The following is a 19,336-nucleotide window of genomic DNA, read 5'->3' as shown; positions in this document are numbered from 1 at the left end:
TGACGACCGACTCCTTCCGCGAATGATGGCGAAGGAGACAATGGTTATGGACCCGGTTTCTATCGACCGTTCAAGCGGATCAAGCCGATCCGCGCTGCTGGCCAGCAATCATGCCAGCCATTTGAAAGGGCGGGATATCATCAGGCAATCGCACGAACGTTCCCGCAGCTTCGGCCTGTCGGACACCATGCGGCCCGACTACGGGGTGCTCAGCGAAGCCGATCTCCGGCTCAAGCGCGAACAGAATCGCGCGCTCTCCACGCATGCGCTGCCCGTCATAGAAACGCTCTACGGGCAGATCGCCAATACGCACAGCATGGTCGTCCTGACCGACGCCGAAGGACTCATCCTGCATTCGCTAGGCGACGACGATTTTCTCGCCCGCGCGGACCGCGTCGCATTGCGTCCGGGCGCGTTATGGAGCGAGCAGCAGCAGGGCACCAACGCCATAGGTACGACCATTGCCGAAGGCGACGCCACCATGGTGCTCGGCGATCAGCATTACCTGCGCGCGAACCGCTTCCTTGCATGTTCCAGCGTGCCGATCCTCGATCCATTCGGCGAGTTGTTGGGCGTTCTCGATGTCACCGGCGATTGTCGCGGCCACAGCCGTCACACCATGGCGCTTGCGAAGATGTCCGCGCAAATGATCGAGAACCATTTGTTCACCAGCGCCTTTCCTGAAGCACTACGAATCCATTTCCACGGGCGGCCCGAGTTTATCGGCACGTTGATGGAAGGCATTGTTGCGTTCAGGGCTGACGGGCGTTTTCTGTCGGCTAATCGAAGCGCGCAGTTTCAGTTCGGCTTGCCGCTTGCGTCGTTGCGTGCGCATACCTTGTCGTCGCTATTCAACGTCTCGTGCGGCGAGTTGTTCGACCGCGTGTGCAGCGGGATTCGCAGCGCCGCAGGCACGCCCGTTGATCGCACGATTTCCCTGTGCTTGCACAGCGGCGTTAATGTTTTTGCCAGCGTGGACCTAAGGCGTTCTTCGGCTGTTGCACTCGCAACCGATAACCGCGATGTGATCGACGTCGTCGCTCGCAAACGCGTCCCTGAACCGCAGCCTCAGCAGCCGAAACTCTCCGGCCTGCGCTACCTGATGACCGGCGACGCGCAGGTTGCGGCACTTGTTGAACGGGTGCGCAAGGTGATCGGTAAAAATATTCCGATCCTGATTGGCGGTGAGACCGGTACCGGAAAAGATGTCCTCGCGAGCGCGGTGCATCGCGACTCGCCGCGTAGCGACGGGCCGTTCGTTGCGGTGAATTGCGCGTCGATCCCGGACACGCTGATTGAAGCAGAGTTGTTCGGCTATGAAGAAGGCGCGTTCACCGGCGCGTCCAAACGCGGCGCTTGCGGCAAGATCCTGCAAGCCGATGGCGGCACGTTGTTTCTTGATGAAATTGGCGATATGCCGTTCTCGTTGCAAAGCCGTTTGCTGCGCGTGCTGCAAGAGCGCACGGTGACGCCGCTCGGCAGCACGCGCGCCGTGCCCGTGGACTTCGCGTTGATCTGCGCGACCAACCGCAATCTGCGCGAGCGCGTCACGGCTGGCGAATTCCGCGAAGATCTCTATTACCGGATCAACGGTCTGCTGGTGACGTTGCCACCGTTGCGCCAACGGACCGATCTTGCCGCGACCGTCGAGAAGATCCTGCGCGCCGAGCGTCCGAGTGGTGAGCCCATCAGGGTTTCACCCGAGGCGCTGGCGGCATTCACTCACCACCCGTGGCCCGGAAACTTCCGGCAACTGGCGAATGTGTTGAGGACTGCATGCGCGATGCTTGACGACGATGAGATGTGCATCGGCCTGGACCATCTCCCGCAAGATTTCTTCGATGACGCCCGCGATGCCGCGAATGCGCAAGCAGCCGCGCCGTCGTCTGCGAAGGACAGCGCGCGCCTCGACGATCTCGCGCTCTCCGCGGTGGCGGCAGCGCTTGAGACACACGCCGGCAATGTCTCGGCGGCGGCGCGAATGCTCGGCGTATCGCGTAACACGCTCTATCGGAAGATGGCTGCGCTCGATGAAACGCGGCGCCGTTGATTGAGACGATTGTCTCAGTAACTTCGATGGTGCACTGCGGTGTGATCTCCCGGAACACGCATGCTAAAAAGTCACCATGCGTTTAAGTTTTCGGGTTGCCGCGATTAGTGATTGGCGCGAGCGCACCGAATCTGCCGGAGACTCTTCATGCCGTATGTTTCGCCGACCAGACACATCGATCGCGTGCGCAGCGTGATAGAAGGCCGCATGAGCAGCCCCGGTGCGGATGCGTCGCGGCTGGCGTCATCGTACAGGCGGTCGCTGGAGCAATATCATCTCGACCCGGGCGCGACCATTGGGCCGCGCATCCTGACCGTTCCCGAATTGCGCGATGTCCAGCAACGCGAAGAAACCGTGCTGCGCGCATCAGGTCAATGTCTTTCGCGACTGCATGAAACCGTCCGCGAAGCCGACTACTGCGTGATGCTGACCGATGCTGCGGGCGTGACCATCGACTACCGGGTGGATCGCGATCGCCGCCACGAATTCAAGCGTGCGGGTTTGTATCCCGGTTCGTGCTGGTCCGAGCGCGAAGAGGGGACATGCGGCGTTGCTTCGGTGCTGCTCGACGCCGAGGCCATCACCGTCCACAAGACTGACCATTTCCGCGCGGCGTTCACCACGCTGACCTGCAGCGCGTCGCCTATCTTTGGCGTGCAAGGCGAGTTGATCGGCGTGCTGGATGCGTCCGCGGTGCGCTCGCCCGAAGAGCGCGAGAGCCAGCGGCTCGTCAACCATATCGTGCGGCAAAGCGCGTTGCTGATAGAGGACGGTTTCTTTCTCAACGCGACCACGCATTGCTGGGTGTTGCTCGCGCATCGCAGCCGGCATTACGTTGAGGCCCAGCCCGAAATACTCATCGCCTTCGATGCACGCGGTTACGCGATCGCCGCTAACCGGCGCGCGAAGGAATGTGTGCCGGGGCTGGGTCAATTGCCGCGCCACGTCTCCGAACTCTTCGATATCCGCGCCGAACGCCTGCTCGATGTACGCCCCGGACGCGATCTCATTTCGTTCAGGCTGGTGGGCTCGGGTTCGCCGTTGCATGCGCGTGTGAGACTGCCTGTCGCGCGCGCTTCCCGACGCGCGGGGTCGACGCCGACATCAACAACGGCATCGCTCGAAGCCAATAGGCCGACGGCACAACCCGCGTTGTCTGAAAGCGAAACGCTGGAGCGCGCTCGCATAATCGCTGCGATGTCCGATGCGAAATGGCGGCCCGTTGTGGCGGCGCTGGCGCTGGGTTTGTCGCGGGCGACGTTGTATCGGCGCATAGCGAAGTTTGGAATAGTGGCGCCGCACAGGCGCTAGCAAGAGATAAGCGTGTTTAATTTAACGGGCAAAGAACCCGTCATTTCTTGATCGGTACCAATCGATAGTTAGTCATCCGTATCTCATGGAGGAGCGACCATGTCTGAGCAGAACCCGAACCAAACCATTACCCACATCCTGGAGACATTCGAAGCCGCGCTTAAAAGCGGCGATACGGCAGCCGCCGTGGCGCTATTCCAACCTGATGGTTATTGGCGCGACCTGGTGGCGTTCACCTGGAACATCAAGACGATGGAAGGCCGCGAACAGATTGCCGCCATGCTGAATTCGCAGTTGGATTCGGTCAAGCCGTCGAGGCTGAAAATTGCCGATAACGAAACGGCAACCGAAGCGGACGGCGTGACGCAAGCGTGGATCACGTTCGAGACCGGCGTTGCGCGCGGTACGGGTTTTATCCGCGTGAAGGACGGACAGATCTGGACGCTGCTCACGACCATGACCGAACTCAAAGGCCACGAAGAAGCGAAAGGGTTCAAGCGGCCCATGGGCGCCGAACACGGCGCGCGCGTCGACCGCACAAGCTGGAAGGAAAATCGCGAAGCGGAACTGGAGACACTGGGTTATGAGAAGCAGCCGTATTGCCTGATCGTCGGCGGCGGGCAGGGCGGAATTGCACTAGGCGCACGGCTGCGGCAACTGGGTGTGCCGGCAATCATCATCGATAAGAACGAGCGGCCCGGTGACGCATGGCGCGCGCGTTACAAAACCCTGTGCCTGCACGATCCGGTGTGGTACGACCACATGCCGTATCTGCCGTTTCCGGACAACTGGCCGGTGTTTTCGCCGAAGGACAAGATTGGCGACTGGCTGGAAATGTACACGAAGGTCATGGAGTTGAACTACTGGGGAGCGACGACCTGTACGTCTGCGAAATATGACGAAGCCGCGGGCGAATGGATCGTGGAAGTCGAGCGCGGCGGCGAAAAACTGACGCTGCGGCCGAAGCAACTCGTGCTTGCAACCGGCATGTCGGGCAAACCGAATTTGCCGAAGTTCAAGGGCATGAATGTATTCAAGGGCGAGCAGCATCATTCGTCGAAACATCCGGGACCGGACGCATACAAGGGCAAGAAGGTCGTGGTGATTGGCGCGAATAATTCTGCCCACGATATTTGCGGAGCGCTGTGGGAAGCGGGCGTGGATGTGACCATGGTGCAGCGTTCGTCCACGCACATTGTGAAGTCGAACTCGCTGATGGATTTGGCGCTGGGCGATCTTTACTCCGAGCGCGCGGTGGCGGCGGGCATGACCACGATGAAGGCAGACCTGACGTTCGCATCCATTCCGTACAAGATCCTTCACGAGTTCCAGATCCCGGTGTACAACGCGATTCGGGAGCGTGATGCGGAGTTCTATGACCGGCTGGAGAAGAGAGGCTTCATGCTCGATTTCGGCGATGACGACTCGGGCCTTTTCATGAAATATCTGCGGCGCGGTTCGGGTTATTACATCGATGTGGGCGCATCGGATCTCGTCGCTGACGGCAAGATCAAGCTGAAAAGCGGCGTCGATGTGGTCGAGTTGAAAGAGCATTCGGTCGTGCTCAGCGACGGCAGCGAACTTGAAGCAGATCTGGTTGTGTACGCGACCGGATATGGGTCGATGAACGGCTGGGCCGCGGATCTGATCTCGCGTGAAGTCGCGGACAAGGTGGGGAAGGTGTGGGGCCTGGGATCGAATACGACCAAGGACCCGGGGCCGTGGGAGGGCGAGCAGCGCAACATGTGGAAACCGACGCAGCAGCACGCGTTGTGGTTCCATGGCGGGAATTTGCATCAGTCGCGGCACTACTCGCAGTATCTGTCGCTGCAACTCAAGGCGCGGATGGAAGGGATTCCAACGCCAGTGTTCGGCTTACAACAAGTGCATCATTTGTCGTGATCCCGGGTGGTAGCTGACACGAGCCCGGCAGTGATCGATTCGTTATCGATCGCTGCCGGGTACATATGTTTTAGGCGTCGACCGTGCTGGTCGTAGCAAGCGCATGATAAGCCCCGCCCTGGTCGAAACCCGGCCATACCAACGCCTCGAATCGATCAGACGGTACCGGCTCGGAATACAAAAACCCTTGGGCGAAATCACAGCCTACGGAGATCAGGAAATCCCGTTGCTCCGTCGTCTCAACCCCTTCGGCAATGACTTTCAATCCGAGTTTGTGAGCCAGTACGACCATCGCTTCGCAGAGCGCCTGATTGTCGCCATCGAAGGCGAGGTTCTGGACGAATGAACGGTCGATCTTGAGATAGTCGATATCAAAGCGCCTGAGATACGCGAGAGACGAGTAACCCGTCCCGAAGTCGTCGATCGAGACCCGGATCCCCGCATCACGGAAGGTCAGCAATTTCTCGTCAATCTTCGATTCGGCATGCAGTAACAGCCCCTCGGTTATCTCGACTGCAATACTCTCTCCCGGCATCCCTTCCCGAATCAGATAGTCGGGCCATTGGGCGCACAGAACACTGTCATGACGGATCTGCACCGGCGACACGTTGACGCTGATCTGGAACGACGGATGGAATCCGTTGCGCCATTTACGAGCCTGCTGCACGGCCTGCTTGAACATCCAGTCACCGATCGGAACAATGAGCCCCGTGTCTTCGGCGAGTGGAATGAAATCCAGCGGGCTGATCGTGCCGCGCTCGGGATGCAGCCAGCGGATCAGCGCCTCGGCTTTATAGATTTCCCCGTTCGTCAGGTCAACGATGGGCTGGTAATAGATCTGGAACTGCTCGCCCGGCAGCGCGGCGCGTAAGTCACTTGTGAGACGCCGGCGCTTTTCTGCGGCCAATTGCAGGTCAGGCGTGAAGTAGCTGAACCGGTTACGCCCAGCGTTTTTGGCCGCATACATGGCCTGGTCGGCATTCTTGAAAAGGACATCGAGTTCGTTGGTGTCGTCGGGGTAAAGGGTGACGCCGACGCTGGCAGAAATGAACGCCTCGTCCGGGCCGAGCTTGAAGGGTTCGGCCAGGTTGTCGATGATCGTCTGTGCAATCCGGTCAATACTTTCTATGTCGTCCAGATCGGGCAGGATGACGGTGAACTCGTCACCACCCAGACGCGCGACCGTGTCCGATTCGCGCACGCTCATCGTGATGCGCCTGGCGGCTTCGATCAACAAGATGTCGCCGGTGTCGTGTCCCAACGAGTCATTGACCTCTTTGAATCGATCCAGGTCGATCAGCATCAAGGCCATGCGCTTTCCGGAACGACGCGCCAACCGGGCTTCATGCTCAAGACGGTCGTGAAACATTTGACGGTTCGGAAGATTCGTCAGTGCATCGAAATTGGCCTGTTTCCAGATCGTTGCCTCGAATGCCATCCGGTCCGATAAATCGCGGCCAACGGCCAGCACCGAGTTGACCTTGCCCGTCCGGTCAATCTCCGGCGTGAGGCGGATATGAGTGCACTGTCCCTGTCCGTCCCGGCTGATCCATCTCAGTTCGAACTGCGAACTTTCACCGCTCGAAATGACGTCCAGGATCTTCATCTCGTAGATCAGCGCGTTAGGGCCACCGGGGATTTCTGAAGGCCGTTTGCCGATTGATTCACTAAAGCTGCATCCCGCCGAACTACAGAACGCGGGATTAGCGTAAGTCCGGTGGAGGTCCCGGTCGTAACGGGTAATCGTGTCGGGAGAATTCTCGATCAACGTGCGCGACTCGTGCTCCCTGGAAACGAGTTCTGCCGTACGCTCAATGACGGTCTGTTCCAGCGAGGCGTTGATCTCGTTGATCTTCTGAATCTTCTGCTTGATCGCCTCGCGCATTCTTTCAAAACGCTGCGCGAGTCTGCCTAGCTCGTCTTCACTGTCGGCATCGGTGAGCACTTGCGTACCCGTTTCGGGGGCTCCCGCATCGTTGCCGGTGTCGTGCATCTTGCGCACGAGTTCCTTAAGCGGCGCCGAAATGCTATGGGAAATGAAGTACGCGAGGAAGATCGACAGCAGGAAACCCGAGATGCCGACCAGGATGATCTGATTGCGCACTGTCTGCGCCTGTGCCGTTAACTTCGCTTCGGGAATCGTGCTGACCACGAACCATGTGGTGCCGGGAATCCTCGAATACGCGGCAAAGTAATGCGCACGGCGCTCGCCCTCGAAGGCGACAAAACCGCTCGCCTTGCCGTAGGGCTGGTTGTGCGTAATTTTATCGATCAGGTCAGGTTGAACCGTCTCGCTGGTAATGGTCGAGGCATCGTCGGCACGCACAATCAGCTTGTTGCTGCTGGCGTCGAGGACGTAGATTTCCGTTCCACTCCCCAACGCGACATCATTAAAAATGGTCGAGAAATATTCGGGGCGAATCACCAGGACCAGGTTACCGATCTGCCGATTGTTGCTCTTGCTGATAATGGCCCGCACCATTCCCAGGTTTTGTTGCCCGACGCCATTGTCGTAACTGCCCCAGTAAGGGCGTCCATTGTGATCGGGAGCTTGCTCGACCAGGCGTGACACTCCCTGCGTCAATTGCGCGAACGCCTGGGTGTCCATGATCCGGTTGTGCTTGTCGAGCAGATATTTCTGGTTGATGAAATCAATCGATCCGTAATGCTCCAGGAGCAACCGGGTCATGTCCCGGCGCGCCTCGCTCTGCTCCGTTGGGTTGCCGTTTGTGACGCGCGTCAGCGCGCCTTGAACCCGGTCGGAGAGCACAAGGAAGCTGCTTTCCGTTTCGATCTGCTCCATTCTCAGCAAGACATTCTTGGAGAGCTGCTTGACTACTTCTTTCGAAAATATCTCGGCTTTCTCCCTGATCGCTGCGGTCGATTCCACATACGATAAGTATCCCGAAAGAAGTATGGGCACCAGTGAAAGCAGAATGAATGCAGAGATCAGCCGGTAACGAATCTCCACCCGGCGCAGCAGATCCAGGGACAGGTATTCGAAAATGCGTCGCAATGCACCCATGATCGAGCTCATTTGTAGTGCATCTTTGCTTCGTTCTTGACTGATTCATCCAGGAGTTTTGCCGCTTGCCTGGGCGTGATCTTCTTGAACAACACGTCTTGCATCAACGAATGCAGCCGCTCGATCGAACTGGAGGGCAGAACCGAATAGTAAGGGCTGGAGGTCACCGGAAAGTGACTGACCTTGTTCGTGTAGTCGGCAATCTTCAGATTGCTTACTGTCGTTCCGTCGACTTGCTTGAAGGGCGGAATATTCTGACGTTTTCTTTGGAGAATGGAGAATCCCTTCCCGGCGATAAACTCGAGGAAGCGTGTTGCCGCGACTTTGTTCTGCGTTTCACACACGGCAAACCCGGTTTCGCTGCCAATCACGGGTACCACTCGCTTGCCCGGCGCGTTCCAGGGTGGAATGAACACGCCAACGTCGAAAGGGTTGCCGTTCAGGAAAAGGCCGGCCGCCCAACTGCCATGGAAAGCCATTGCCACTTTGCCGTCCTTGAACAGACGTATGCCTTCATCGTAATCCGTCGACATAAATCCCTCTTGGACATATCCACGGTCCGCAATCAGCAGGATCTTGGCAAAGATATCGGCTACCTGAGGCGTGTTCAGGTCGAGTGTACCGTCCGAGATTTTATTTTTCCAATCCGGTTCACGTGCGACCACATTGTTGGCAAAGCCGAAACTGAAGGGGCCGTTGCCGAGCATGTTCGGGAAGCCGCCGTTCCACATGATGGGTGTAAAGCCCGCCCGCTTCAACTGGTCGCAAACAATCAGGAACTCCTGGAAATTGGTCGGCAGTTGCTTGATTCCCGCCTTCGCGAACATCGCCTGATTGTAGTAAATCAGTGTGGTGGCAACACCGCCGGAGATTCCAAATTTCTTGGATTGCCGGCTCGTCCAGTCTCCTTTGAGCGCATCGAGCATGTTGTTCCAAGCCGATGTCCCGCCGACGTCCGCGAGGATGCCTTGATCGGCAAGTTCAGCGGCGTAAGCGTTCGGATTGACACTGACCAGATCCGGCAAGTTGCCGGAGGCGATCCGGGGCTTGATATTTTCTTCGACTGAATTGCCGATCATGAACTGCACGTTCACGCGTATGTCGGGATTTGCCTTGCTGAAATCGGCGGCGATCTGAAGCATTTCCTCCGGCCAGTCGGGCGCCCATATCAACGCGGTAATGGTGGTCCGGGCCGGCGCGGCGGCGTTCGACGAGGGATTGTCTTGCTTGTGACAGCCGGACAACGACATCAGAGTGACGATGAGCAGGACAGATAGCAGGGAGGCAAGCTCAATTCGTCGCACTGGAGGATTTACTTTTTGGTTGCGGGATGGAACGACGCGGCTTCAGTCGGCGCTATAGGCTTACTTGAAAGCTAACCGTTGGAACCTGCACGCGACAGAGCCGAAGGCATGACCATGTGGCGACTCTGACGCGGCAAATCGCAAAGACAAGGCGAATTGAACAGAGGCAGTGCTTAGTCTGAATATCGGCAAAAAACGTAAATACTTTAACGAACGCGAACTAAGGCGACCTGGCAAAAAGCCTGGCAAAGTAAGGGCGTTTTGCCCCGATGCCGGGAGGTCATCAGGGTTTACAGTTAAACTATTTGCCATGAACGAGTGCCGTTACTGCAGAAAAATGCGTGACGAATGGGATTGCCACGGGCAGGAGTGCCGCACGGCCATCGCCCGGGCCCTGCGAAGGCAGCGCCTTGGCCTGCCGATGGTGCCGAATCTCATCCGCAACGAAATCCCCGCTGGTGCGACTACGGGAGAGGTCATTACCGTCCTGTGGCGCCAGCGTGTGCGTGCTCGCCGTGCGAATGAAGAGCGGCGGAATCGTAAGGCAGCAGACGATTTCGACAGCGACTAGGCTTGAAACCGCACGCTAGCGGGCAATTCGCCTCCAGGGCCGTCAGTAGCCGCCCAAGCAGACTTTCAAACGCGACCGGAACGACCGTCCCACACGAGCTTCTGCCGGCCATGAGGGCGGCATGACTGCGCTTTCAGGCATGCCACATGCCCCCGTTTACGCGGCAACGCAATCGCGACAATAGACTGCCGCCGTTTGCATTCTGAACGGCCCTCGGTCACATCAAGGCAAAATACGGTTTTAGCCCACAGCCGGGCCCGCGAATTTATTGCCGGCGCACGCCCTTCAATGCTTTCAACAAGCCTTGTGCCGCGGCCGGCAGGATAGCGCGTTGTTTACGCGAGCCCACAGGAGCAATTTTGTATGACCGAATCGAACATGGGTTTTCTCAGCAGACTTTCTTTGGCCGTCGGAACGTTTTTCGCCATCCTGGGTGACGGCGAACTCGCCGTGAAGGTGCGTCGGCTGCGCGACGGGACAGTGGTGGCGCCCGTCACGGCGCCCCAACCCGTGGCAGCGGCCGCTCCCCTGACCAAGGAAGCCAGCCCGGAGTCGGCGCTTCAGCTTCTGGGACTTCTCCAGCGCGGCGCGCGCTTCGTTGACTTTGTCGAAGAGGACATTGCAGGTTATTCCGATGCCGACATCGGCGCCGCCGCGAGGCTCGTGCACGACGGTTGCCGCACGACATTGCGGGAGCATTTCACGATTCGTCCGGTACGCGAAGAGGCCGAAGGCAGCCGTGTGACGCTCGCCGATGGCTTCGACGCAACGGCAATCCGCCTGACAGGGAACGTCGTCGGCAAGCCGCCGTTCAGCGGCAATATCAGTCATCGCGGCTGGCGAGTGGCCGAGGTCAGGCTCCCGATGCTGACAAAGACGCATGACGCGACCGTGATCGCACAGGCCGAGGTGGAACTATGAGCGAGATGAGCGAGCCGCGTTATTCGATCGGCATCGACCTGGGCACTACGCACTGCGCCCTCTCATACGTCGATCTTTCCGCCAGCGATGGCGAGAAAACCATTCAGGGCGTGCTGCCGATCACGCAGCTCACCGCACCGGGGGCTATCGAAGCGCCAGAGTTGTTGCCGTCGTTTCTCTACCTGCCTCATCCGAGCGAATTAACGCCGGGTGACCTGGCCTTGCCGTGGACCGCCGAGCGCGACTTTGCAGTCGGCGAAATGGCGCGCAGCCGAGGCGCAGCGACGCCAATTCGTCTGGTGTCGAGCGCCAAGAGCTGGCTCTGTCATCCGGGCGTGGACCGTCGCGCGGCGATCTTGCCAATCGATGCGCCGCCAGAAGTGACGCGCGTTTCGCCACTTGAAAGCTCGGTTCGCTATCTCACGCATTTGCGCGAAGCATGGGACCACGGGCATCCCGACGCACCGTTCAGCGAGCAGGAAGTCACAGTGACCATTCCTGCTTCGTTCGATCCGGCTGCACGAGAACTGACGGCCGAGGCAGCGCAAGCGGCCGGCTACACCCGCATGACGCTGCTGGAAGAACCGCAAGCCGCGCTTTATAGCTGGATCCAGAAAAGCGCCGGCGCGTGGCGCAAGCAAGTGAAAGTCGGCGACATCATCCTGGTCGTGGACGTGGGCGGCGGCACGACCGACCTGTCGTTGATCGCGGTGATCGAACGTGAAGGCAATCTCGAGTTGCATCGCGTTGCAGTTGGCGAACACATCCTGCTGGGCGGCGACAACATGGACCTTGCATTGGCCCACGTGGTCGCGCGCAAGCTGGCTGCACAGGGAACCCAGGCTGATCCGTGGCAGTTGCGCGCGCTCACCTATGCATGCCGCGCGGCCAAGGAAACCTTGTTGACCGACCGCAGCGTGGACACCGTGCCGCTGGTCGTGCCGAGCCGTGGATCGAAACTGATTGGCGGCTCGATCCGCACCGAACTGACCCGCACCGAACTCACGCAGACGATTCTCGACGGCTTCTTTCCGCAAGTCGATGCATCGGCGCGGCCAATGAGCCGGGCGCGTGGCGGCCTGACTCAACTCGGCCTGCCGTATGCGCAAGATGCTGGCATTACGCGGCACTTGGCAGCATTCCTCGGCCGTCAAGTCGCCGCGCTCGCCGAGCTCGAAGGATTGCAGAAAAAGCCGGCCGAGAACGCGACTTTCCTGCATCCCACAGCGGTCCTGTTCAACGGCGGCGTGTTCAAGTCGATGCTGCTCGTCGAGCGCATCCTCGATGGCCTCAACGGCTGGCTCGCCGCCGAAGGCGCGGAGCCTGCGCGCCTGTTGGGCGGCGCCGATCTCGACCTCGCGGTCGCACGCGGCGCGGCGTATTACGGCTATGTGAAACGCGGCAAAGGCGTGCGCATTCGTGGCGGCACGGCGCGGGCTTACTACATTGCTATCGAGTCGGCCATGCCGGCCGTGCCCGGCATGGAGCCGCCTGTCCAGGCGTTGTGCGTCGCGCCCTTCGGGATGGAAGAGGGCACGGACGCGGCCTTGCCGGCTCAGGAATTCGGCCTCGTGGTCGGTGAACCCGTGCACTTCCGTTTCTTTGGTTCATCGGTACGCCGACAAGATCACGTGGGCACCATGCTCGACTATTGGTCACCCGACGAGTTGCAGGAGCTTGAGGAAATCCAGGCTACGCTGCCGACCGAAGGACGCACGCCCGGTGAAGTCGTGCCGGTAAAACTGCATGCGCGGATCACCGAAGCCGGCACACTGGAACTCGAAGCAGTGCCACGCGGCACGAACGAGCGCTGGAAAGTCGAATTCGATGTGCGCGGCAGCGCGAACGCCTGAGTGTGATGAAGCAATACATCGTCGGCATCGATCTCGGCACGAGCAATACGGTCGTAGCGTACGTCGAGACGGGTACTGACGAGATCAGGATCTTCGATATCGATCAGCTCGTGGGTCTTGGCGAGGTCGGCACGCGAGAGCTGTTGCCGTCCGTGCGCTATCACTCGGCGCCGGGCGAGCTGGCGGCCGGCGATCTGCAATTGCCATGGATACCTAACGATCGAGAAGCGCAGCCGGCCGTGATCGGTCATCTCGCACGCGCGCTGGGCGCGCAGGTGCCCGGGCGGCTTGTGACCAGCGCGAAAAGCTGGCTCTCGCATGCGTCCGTCGACCGCCTCGCGCCAATTTTGCCGTGGGGCGCGGACGATCAAGTCAGCAAAGTCTCGCCGGTCACCGCGAGCGCCAGCTATCTGGCTCACGTGCGTGCCGCGTGGAACCATCGTTTTCCGCATGCGTTGCTCGAAGATCAGGACGTGGTGCTCACCGTGCCGGCATCGTTCGATGACGGCGCGCGCGCGCTCACGCTCGAGGCCGCGCGCATCGCGAAGCTGCCCGCATTGCGCTTGCTCGAAGAGCCTCAGGCCGCCTTCTACGACTGGCTGTTCCATCATCGCGCGACACTTGCCGCCGAACTCGCCCAGACGCGCCTCGTGCTGGTCTGCGATGTGGGCGGCGGTACGACGGACCTCACACTCATCAAGGTGCATTTCGAGGACGGAGAGCCGCAACTGACCCGCATCGGCGTGGGCAATCATCTGATGCTTGGCGGCGACAACATGGACCTCGCGCTGGCGCATCTGGTCGAGACGCGTTTGGCGAAGGAGCAAACACGTCTGTCGGCGGCGAGCTTGTCACAACTGGTGGAACGGTGCCGCGCCGCGAAGGAACAACTGCTTGGCGCACAGCCGCCTGACTCGGTCGCGATCACGCTGCTGGGTGCGGGAGCCCGGCTTGTCGGCGGGGCGCGAACGACGGAATTGAGCCGGGAGGAAGTCGAACAGATCATCGTGGAGGGGTTCTTTCCGAATGGCGGTGTTGACGAATTGCCTCGCCGATCACGGGCCGCGCTCGTCGAGTTTGGCTTGCCCTACGCGGCCGATGCGGCAATCACGCGGCACATCGCAGCGTTTTTGCAGAGCCTCAATGCGCAGTCGCGTGAGGCGTTGGGGGTATCGCATGAGGTACAGACATCGATGCCGGATACCTTGCTGCTCAACGGCGGCGTGTTCCGGGCGAACGCGCTTTCCAGTCGTCTGGCGAATGCGCTCGGTACGTGGCGGCAGCAGCCTTTGCATGTGCTGCAAAACGACCATCCCGACGTGGCTGTTGCACGTGGTGCAGTCGCTTACGGACTAGCCCGCGCGGGACACGCGCCGCGCATTGGCGGCGGCTCGCCACGCAGCTACTTCCTCGTGCTTGAGGAGGACGCGCAAGACAGCGCGCAAGACAACGCTCGGTCATCGCGGGGCGTTTGCCTGTTGCCACGTGGCACCGAAGAAGGTCTCGAGGTCCATCTCGAGGATCGCGTGTTTGCGCTGCGACTCGGACATCCGGTGCGTTTCCACCTGGTATCCACCGTCGCCGATACAGCCTGGAGACCAGGCGAGCTTGTCGACCTCACAACGGGCGACTTCGTCCGCTTGCCGCCGGTCGCAACGGTGGTGCAGCAACAGGATGCAAGCGGGCTTCGCGAGCGGCCGGTCAGACTCACGACATCGCTGACGGAACTTGGCAGGCTGGAGATGCACTGCATCGCAACCGGCGATGCATCGCAACGATGGCTACTCGAATTCCAGCTGCGACGCGACAATGCAGAACACGACGTCTCCGCGGCCATAAGAAATCCATCGCTCGACAAGGCCATTGAACTGATCGACCGCACGTTCGGCGCGCGCTCGGCGAATGTCGATCCCAAGGAAGTGAAGCGCTTGCGTGCGGGACTTGAGCAGTTGCTAGGGCCGCGTCAAAGTTGGGATAGTGCGCTGCTGCGCGAACTATTTGGAGCGCTGTGGGAGCGCGCTGGCCGTCGGCGTCGCTCTGCGGATCACGAACGCCTATGGCTGAATCTGACGGGCTATTGTCTGCGGCCTGGGTTCGGTTATCCGCTTGACGAATGGCGCATTGAACAGCTTTGGTCGCTCTTCGACGACGGCATCCAGTATGTCAACGAGGGCCAGGTGTGGTCGGAATGGTGGACGTTATGGCGCCGCGCGGCGGGCGGCTTGCACGAGGACGCACAGCTTCAGGTGCTCGATGCAATGGCCTGGCTTCAGGCGGCCGCAGGCATGAAGCGGCACAAACTGCCCTTCGATCCCACGAAGGTGGGCAACGCGGACATGCTGCGCCTTTCGGCATCGCTTGAACGCATCACGGTTGATCGAAAAGTTGAAATCGCGGAACAGCTTCTGGTCCGGCTTCAGCGGCCATCGGAAAATCATCAAGGTTGGTGGGCGGTTGGTCGCATTGGCGCACGCCGGCCGTTTTATGGCAGCGCGCATGGTGTCGTGCCGCCGGACGTAGCCACGCGATGGCTGGACGTCATCCTCGCGCTGGACTGGAAAAAGGTTGAGCCTGCCGCGTTCGCCGCCGCGCAAATCGCTCGCATGACGGGCGATCGTTCGAGGGATCTCGCAGAGCCGGTCCGTGAAACCGTCGTGCGGCGGCTTGAGGCTGCCAATGCACCGCCAGCGTGGGTTGATATGGTTCGTGAAGTCGTGACACTCGATAACGCGGACACGGGGCGCGTATTCGGAGAATCGTTGCCTGCCGGATTAAAACTGATTGCCGGATAATTCGTCTTTCGAGTGACTGTTGATCGACTCGAAATGCAGGTACACGGTCATCTGAATGATTGTCACGTTAGCGACCATCAGCGAAGATCAGTGAAGATCGCTTCCCGTCCCACAGCACTTCTTGAACTTCTTGCCGGAACCGCATGGGCACGGATCGTTGCGGCCAACCTTCGGGCCCGTGCGCCGGATCGTCGACGCGAGCTCGCGTGCAAACATTGCTTCTCGGAACGGGAACCAGAAATCGTAGATCGAGGCGACGTAGACGGGAATCAGTTCCGAAAGTTTTTTACGTTGATCGGGACGAACGATGAGTGACATCTCTTCTTCAGTCAGGCCTGACGAGCCTAGCAAGTGGAACGGTCTTAGCCACGCCTGCCCATCGGGGTGATCGAGTAGCGATTGCCACGCTGACCGGCACAAATTGAGACCTCGCATGAAACCATGCGCCCAAATTTCAGCGTCGAGATAGGGGCCGGAACCGTCCGGTGCCGCTCTTTCGTGAAAGATCAGTTCGAGCGAGTATGGATCACTCTCCAAGGTCTCGATAATGCTGTTGAAGTGCCGGATGATAAGACCCATGACGCGTTCGGCCTGTTTCTTCGATTCGAATTCAGGCGCGTCCTCCGGGTCCGGTCCCCAGATACCCGGTAGCCATTGACTCGGCATCAGCGTGATCGGACCGATCGCTATCGCGGTCAGATAACCGTCGAGACTTTCGGCCGTCAATGTTTCATCCGACATTGAATCGGATATAAGGATCCCGCTGAGTTCGTTCCATTCGTCGTCCGAGAGCAGAGGCATTTTGGAGATCGGTCCTCAAGTTTGATTGCATCACCGCGGCGCAGACAATCTGCAGAGCTGTTGGCGGCGACGCAGGGTTGTGCGCCAACCCCGATTTTAACTGCGACTGCCAAGGCCGATTCGAATTCCAGCTCGGCAGGTGCTGCACCGCGTCAGATGCTCACTAGCCGCCTCAAGCCTGACAATTGAAATGCTGTTTAAGCGCAGTTCAATAAACATCCAATTAATCTGGATTTTATGGACTATCCCGCGACACGAAAGTCAATCCGATGTTGCGAACGGGAGACACGGCGATAGAAAACCAATCCCGAATTAATTTGAAGGAAATATTATCCCGCTTGCGATCAAAAATCGCACATGAACTACCAGCGTCACATACGCCAGTAGTTGCCCAACAAATCAATAGGGGGAGACACTCTGTGAAGAAAACTACCAGCGCAATTGGTGCAATCGGCGGCGCACTGATCGCTATTGCTGCGCAATCCGCTTGCGCGCAAAGCTCGGTCACCCTGTACGGCATCGTCGACACAAGCATCCGTTATCTCACCAACGCCAATGCGACCAATGACAGCCAGGTATCGATGGGCGTCGGCCCGATCACCGGCAGCCGGTGGGGCTTGAAGGGATCCGAGGATCTGGGCGGTGGTTTGTCTGCGGTATTCCGGCTTGAAGACGGTTTCAACCTCTGGAACGGCCAGCTTGCCAGCGCGAATACGCTGTTCAATCGGATGGCTTACGTTGGGCTGTCAAGCAACCAGTACGGCACCGTGACCTTGGGCCGCCAGAACACGCCGCTGTTCGATCAGTTAGGGAATGTCTACGACCCGTTGACCGTGGGTAACTACGATCAGGACGGCTGGCTGCCCGGCGCACTCGGCTACGGCCTGCGCCAGAATAACTCCGTGAAGTACAACGGCCAGTTCGGCGGCCTGAATGTGGAAGCCATGTACGGCTTCGGCAACGTCGCCGGCAGCACTGGCGCGAGCAACATGTACGGCGTGACTGCTTCGTACACCTTCGCCGGCTTGGCTCTCGATGCGGGCTTCCAGCAGAACAGCGACCTGCACAACAACAAGTTCAATGTCGTCAACGTGAGCGGGGTTTATTCGTTCAACACGGTCAAGGCCTTCGCTGGCTGGCTGCATTCGCAAGACAATACCGGCATGGTCGACATCTTCATGTCGGCGGCAAACTCACCGGCTTCCAATTTCACGCCTGTGACGAATACTAACCGCATCGACGATGGCTTCTACACGGGTGCTACGTGGCAGGTCACGCCGCCGTTGCTGCTGACCGCGGCGGCTTACTACGATCACTCACGCAACGCACTGAACGCGGACGGAACTACGCTTAGCCGCGGCGTTCGTTACTCAGGCGTGCTGCTTGCCGAATACTCGCTGTCCAAGCGGACGGAAGTGTATGGCACGGTCGACTTCATCCGTGGCACGGGCGCGGCGCAAGCTGACTTTCCGGGTCGCAACAACCAGACCGGCGTTGCAATCGGTCTTCGCAACATCTTCTGATGCGGGCATGACGTTTCGGAACGAGCGGCGCGCACTTAACGATGCGCGCCGTTTTTTTATGGTGGCGGCATGCTCTTAAATCAACAGTTCGACTGACTGCAACACGTGGCGTGTTTCCGGCAGACTCGATTCGCATCCCTCGCGGATTGTTTCGATCATGCATTCAATAAAACATTCAGCCGCGGCACTCGTGGGATGACCCGTGCGCGAGATGACGCTGACCATTGCGTCGTCGAGTTGCTCGCGCAACGGAATGGCACACAGCCCTTCCTTGGCTGCACTGACCTCGACCAGCGGCCACGGAAATACGCTGACCATGTCGGTCTTCTTGAGCAATGCGATGGCTATCGAAAGCGAATGCGTCAGATGAATCTTTCGCGGAACGGGCACGTTGTATCGAGTGAAGACGTTGTCGACAAGGGCGTTTTCGTTCAACGGGTCCCACGTGAGGATCCAGTCCAGATCGCTCATATCCGCGAGCGAGTGGCAGTTCGCTCGCGGATGTCCTTCACGGGCGACGAGCGCGCAAGTCGATGAAAACAGCGGCCGATACTGAAACTCGACACCAAATGCCCCAGGCTCCGGCCGGCCGATAAAGAAGTCGAGGCTGCCGTCGCGCAGACGCGGATTAGCGACTGACAACAATCCTTCGAAGAATTCCAGGCGGATTTCGGGCATGCGCTCGCAAAAACGCGTGACCGTGTCCGCCAGGAACGTCATGGCGATCCATGGGGTGACAGCAACCGTGAGCTTGCCCTGCGCGGCGCCCCGCAGCGCGCTCATGGCGTCTTGAGCGCGTGTCATCTGCCCGTAGATTGATCGGGCGTGAACCAGGAGCGCCTGGCCGCTCTCCGTGAGCGTGACGCCTGACGATGTGCGCACCACGAGCGACATCTGCACGCTTTCTTCAAGCTGGCGAAGGCTCTTGGTAATAGCCGCCGGAGAAGCCTTCAAGACGCGCGCAGCGCCGCGCACGCCGCCGGCTTCGGCAATGGCGATGAGCGTGCGGAGTTGGTGAAGTTTCATAAGCTCTCAATGAAAAGACGCGTTCGCGCCGGGCGTTCACCTTTGGTTGCCACGTTCACGATTCTAGCTCTCCCGCCCCGTTTTCTGTCGCGCTACGGTAGCGTCACCCGATCAAGTTCCAACGCGATGCACGGAGCCACGCGAATGACTGCTTCCATCGACATGCTCGCCAGCCGCGACGAAACGATTCGGTTGCGACATCGCATTCGTGTGCGCTCCGGACGATCGCAGCGCTAAAAATGGCATGACGCAAGCTG

Annotated in this window: 12 protein-coding genes; 8 read left to right on the top strand and 4 right to left on the bottom strand. The window is 59.5% G+C overall.

Translation table 11 applies throughout. The features are described 5' to 3' along the window. Positions 1-46 precede the first annotated feature (46 nt). The 3 genes from ACSQ83_RS21730 (at position 47) to ACSQ83_RS21720 (ending at position 5,263) form a co-directional block, all read left to right on the top strand. A complete protein-coding gene (locus tag ACSQ83_RS21730; RefSeq protein ID WP_436229577.1) occupies positions 47-2,050 on the top strand; it encodes a sigma-54-dependent Fis family transcriptional regulator in 2,004 nt (667 codons plus the stop codon). Between the two features lie 147 nt (positions 2,051-2,197). Beyond that, complete coding sequence (locus ACSQ83_RS21725) at positions 2,198-3,361, top strand: GAF domain-containing protein (RefSeq protein WP_436229576.1); 1,164 nt, start codon at positions 2,198-2,200, stop codon at positions 3,359-3,361. Positions 3,362-3,460: 99 nt separating this feature from the next. Next, positions 3,461-5,263, top strand: coding sequence for an NAD(P)/FAD-dependent oxidoreductase (locus ACSQ83_RS21720; protein WP_414953575.1), 1,803 nt, complete (start codon positions 3,461-3,463; stop codon positions 5,261-5,263). A gap of 70 nt (positions 5,264-5,333) precedes the next feature. On the opposite strand, the gene ACSQ83_RS21715 is transcribed toward ACSQ83_RS21720, so the two are convergent. Both ACSQ83_RS21715 and ACSQ83_RS21710 read right to left on the bottom strand, forming a co-directional pair. Further along, positions 5,334-8,300 carry a bifunctional diguanylate cyclase/phosphodiesterase gene (locus tag ACSQ83_RS21715; protein ID WP_436229575.1) on the bottom strand — a complete coding sequence of 989 codons (2,967 nt, stop codon included), beginning with the start codon at positions 8,298-8,300 and terminating at the stop codon, positions 5,334-5,336. Beyond that, positions 8,297-9,538 (bottom strand): ABC transporter substrate-binding protein, encoded by a 1,242-nt coding sequence (locus tag ACSQ83_RS21710; protein ID WP_414953627.1) that lies wholly within the window; start codon positions 9,536-9,538, stop codon positions 8,297-8,299. The genes ACSQ83_RS21715 and ACSQ83_RS21710 overlap by 4 nt, the downstream gene beginning before the upstream one ends. Positions 9,539-9,902: 364 nt before the next feature. Here ACSQ83_RS21710 and ACSQ83_RS21705 point away from each other — a divergent pair, with 364 nt between their 5' ends. From ACSQ83_RS21705 to ACSQ83_RS21690, 4 genes are all read left to right on the top strand, one after another. Beyond that, positions 9,903-10,163, top strand: coding sequence for a hypothetical protein (locus ACSQ83_RS21705; protein ID WP_299718264.1), 261 nt, complete (start codon positions 9,903-9,905; stop codon positions 10,161-10,163). A gap of 363 nt (positions 10,164-10,526) precedes the next feature. Beyond that, positions 10,527-11,084, top strand: coding sequence for a DUF2760 domain-containing protein (locus ACSQ83_RS21700; RefSeq protein WP_436229574.1), 558 nt, complete (start codon positions 10,527-10,529; stop codon positions 11,082-11,084). A 5-nt stretch (positions 11,085-11,089) separates the two neighbouring features. Beyond that, positions 11,090-12,937 carry an Hsp70 family protein gene (locus ACSQ83_RS21695; protein ID WP_436229629.1) on the top strand — a complete coding sequence of 616 codons (1,848 nt, stop codon included), beginning with the start codon at positions 11,090-11,092 and terminating at the stop codon, positions 12,935-12,937. Between the two features lie 5 nt (positions 12,938-12,942). Then, positions 12,943-15,729, top strand: coding sequence for an Hsp70 family protein (locus tag ACSQ83_RS21690; RefSeq protein ID WP_436229573.1), 2,787 nt, complete (start codon positions 12,943-12,945; stop codon positions 15,727-15,729). An 87-nt stretch (positions 15,730-15,816) separates the two neighbouring features. On the opposite strand, the gene ACSQ83_RS21685 is transcribed toward ACSQ83_RS21690, so the two are convergent. Next, positions 15,817-16,530 carry a UPF0149 family protein gene (locus ACSQ83_RS21685; RefSeq protein WP_414953571.1) on the bottom strand — a complete coding sequence of 238 codons (714 nt, stop codon included), beginning with the start codon at positions 16,528-16,530 and terminating at the stop codon, positions 15,817-15,819. Between the two features lie 419 nt (positions 16,531-16,949). Between ACSQ83_RS21685 and ACSQ83_RS21680 the strand changes: the two genes are divergently transcribed. Continuing rightward, on the top strand, positions 16,950-18,053 hold the full coding sequence (locus ACSQ83_RS21680) for a porin (protein WP_414953570.1): 1,104 nt from the start codon (positions 16,950-16,952) through the stop codon (positions 18,051-18,053). A 75-nt stretch (positions 18,054-18,128) separates the two neighbouring features. Here the strand turns inward: ACSQ83_RS21680 and ACSQ83_RS21675 are convergent, their stop codons facing one another. Then, entirely contained in the window at positions 18,129-19,079 is a 951-nt protein-coding gene (locus ACSQ83_RS21675) for a LysR family transcriptional regulator (protein ID WP_414953569.1), read from the bottom strand. Positions 19,080-19,336: the final 257 nt, after the last annotated feature.

Origin of the sequence: Caballeronia sp. LjRoot29 (assembly GCF_964252755.1) — a bacterium.
Classification (GTDB): Bacteria; Pseudomonadota; Gammaproteobacteria; order Burkholderiales; family Burkholderiaceae; genus Caballeronia.
Note: the sequence above shows the minus strand (reverse complement) of the source record. Positions and strands in the feature narration are given on the sequence as shown.

Bases quoted from the DNA above. Each gene is read 5' to 3' on its own strand.
- ACSQ83_RS21700 (WP_436229574.1), top strand. From the start codon at position 10,527: ATGACCGAATCGAACATGGGTTTTCTCAGCAGACTTTCTTTGGCCGTC.
- ACSQ83_RS21695 (WP_436229629.1), top strand. From the start codon at position 11,090: ATGAGCGAGCCGCGTTATTCGATCGGCATCGACCTGGGCACTACGCAC.
- ACSQ83_RS21675 (WP_414953569.1), bottom strand. From the start codon at position 19,079: ATGAAACTTCACCAACTCCGCACGCTCATCGCCATTGCCGAAGCCGGC.
- ACSQ83_RS21710 (WP_414953627.1), bottom strand. From the start codon at position 9,538: ATGTCGTTGTCCGGCTGTCACAAGCAAGACAATCCCTCGTCGAACGCC.
- ACSQ83_RS21725 (WP_436229576.1), top strand. From the start codon at position 2,198: ATGCCGTATGTTTCGCCGACCAGACACATCGATCGCGTGCGCAGCGTG.
- ACSQ83_RS21685 (WP_414953571.1), bottom strand. From the start codon at position 16,530: ATGCCTCTGCTCTCGGACGACGAATGGAACGAACTCAGCGGGATCCTT.
- ACSQ83_RS21705 (WP_299718264.1), top strand. From the start codon at position 9,903: ATGAACGAGTGCCGTTACTGCAGAAAAATGCGTGACGAATGGGATTGC.
- ACSQ83_RS21730 (WP_436229577.1), top strand. From the start codon at position 47: ATGGACCCGGTTTCTATCGACCGTTCAAGCGGATCAAGCCGATCCGCG.
- ACSQ83_RS21720 (WP_414953575.1), top strand. From the start codon at position 3,461: ATGTCTGAGCAGAACCCGAACCAAACCATTACCCACATCCTGGAGACA.
- ACSQ83_RS21690 (WP_436229573.1), top strand. From the start codon at position 12,943: ATGAAGCAATACATCGTCGGCATCGATCTCGGCACGAGCAATACGGTC.
- ACSQ83_RS21715 (WP_436229575.1), bottom strand. From the start codon at position 8,300: ATGAGCTCGATCATGGGTGCATTGCGACGCATTTTCGAATACCTGTCC.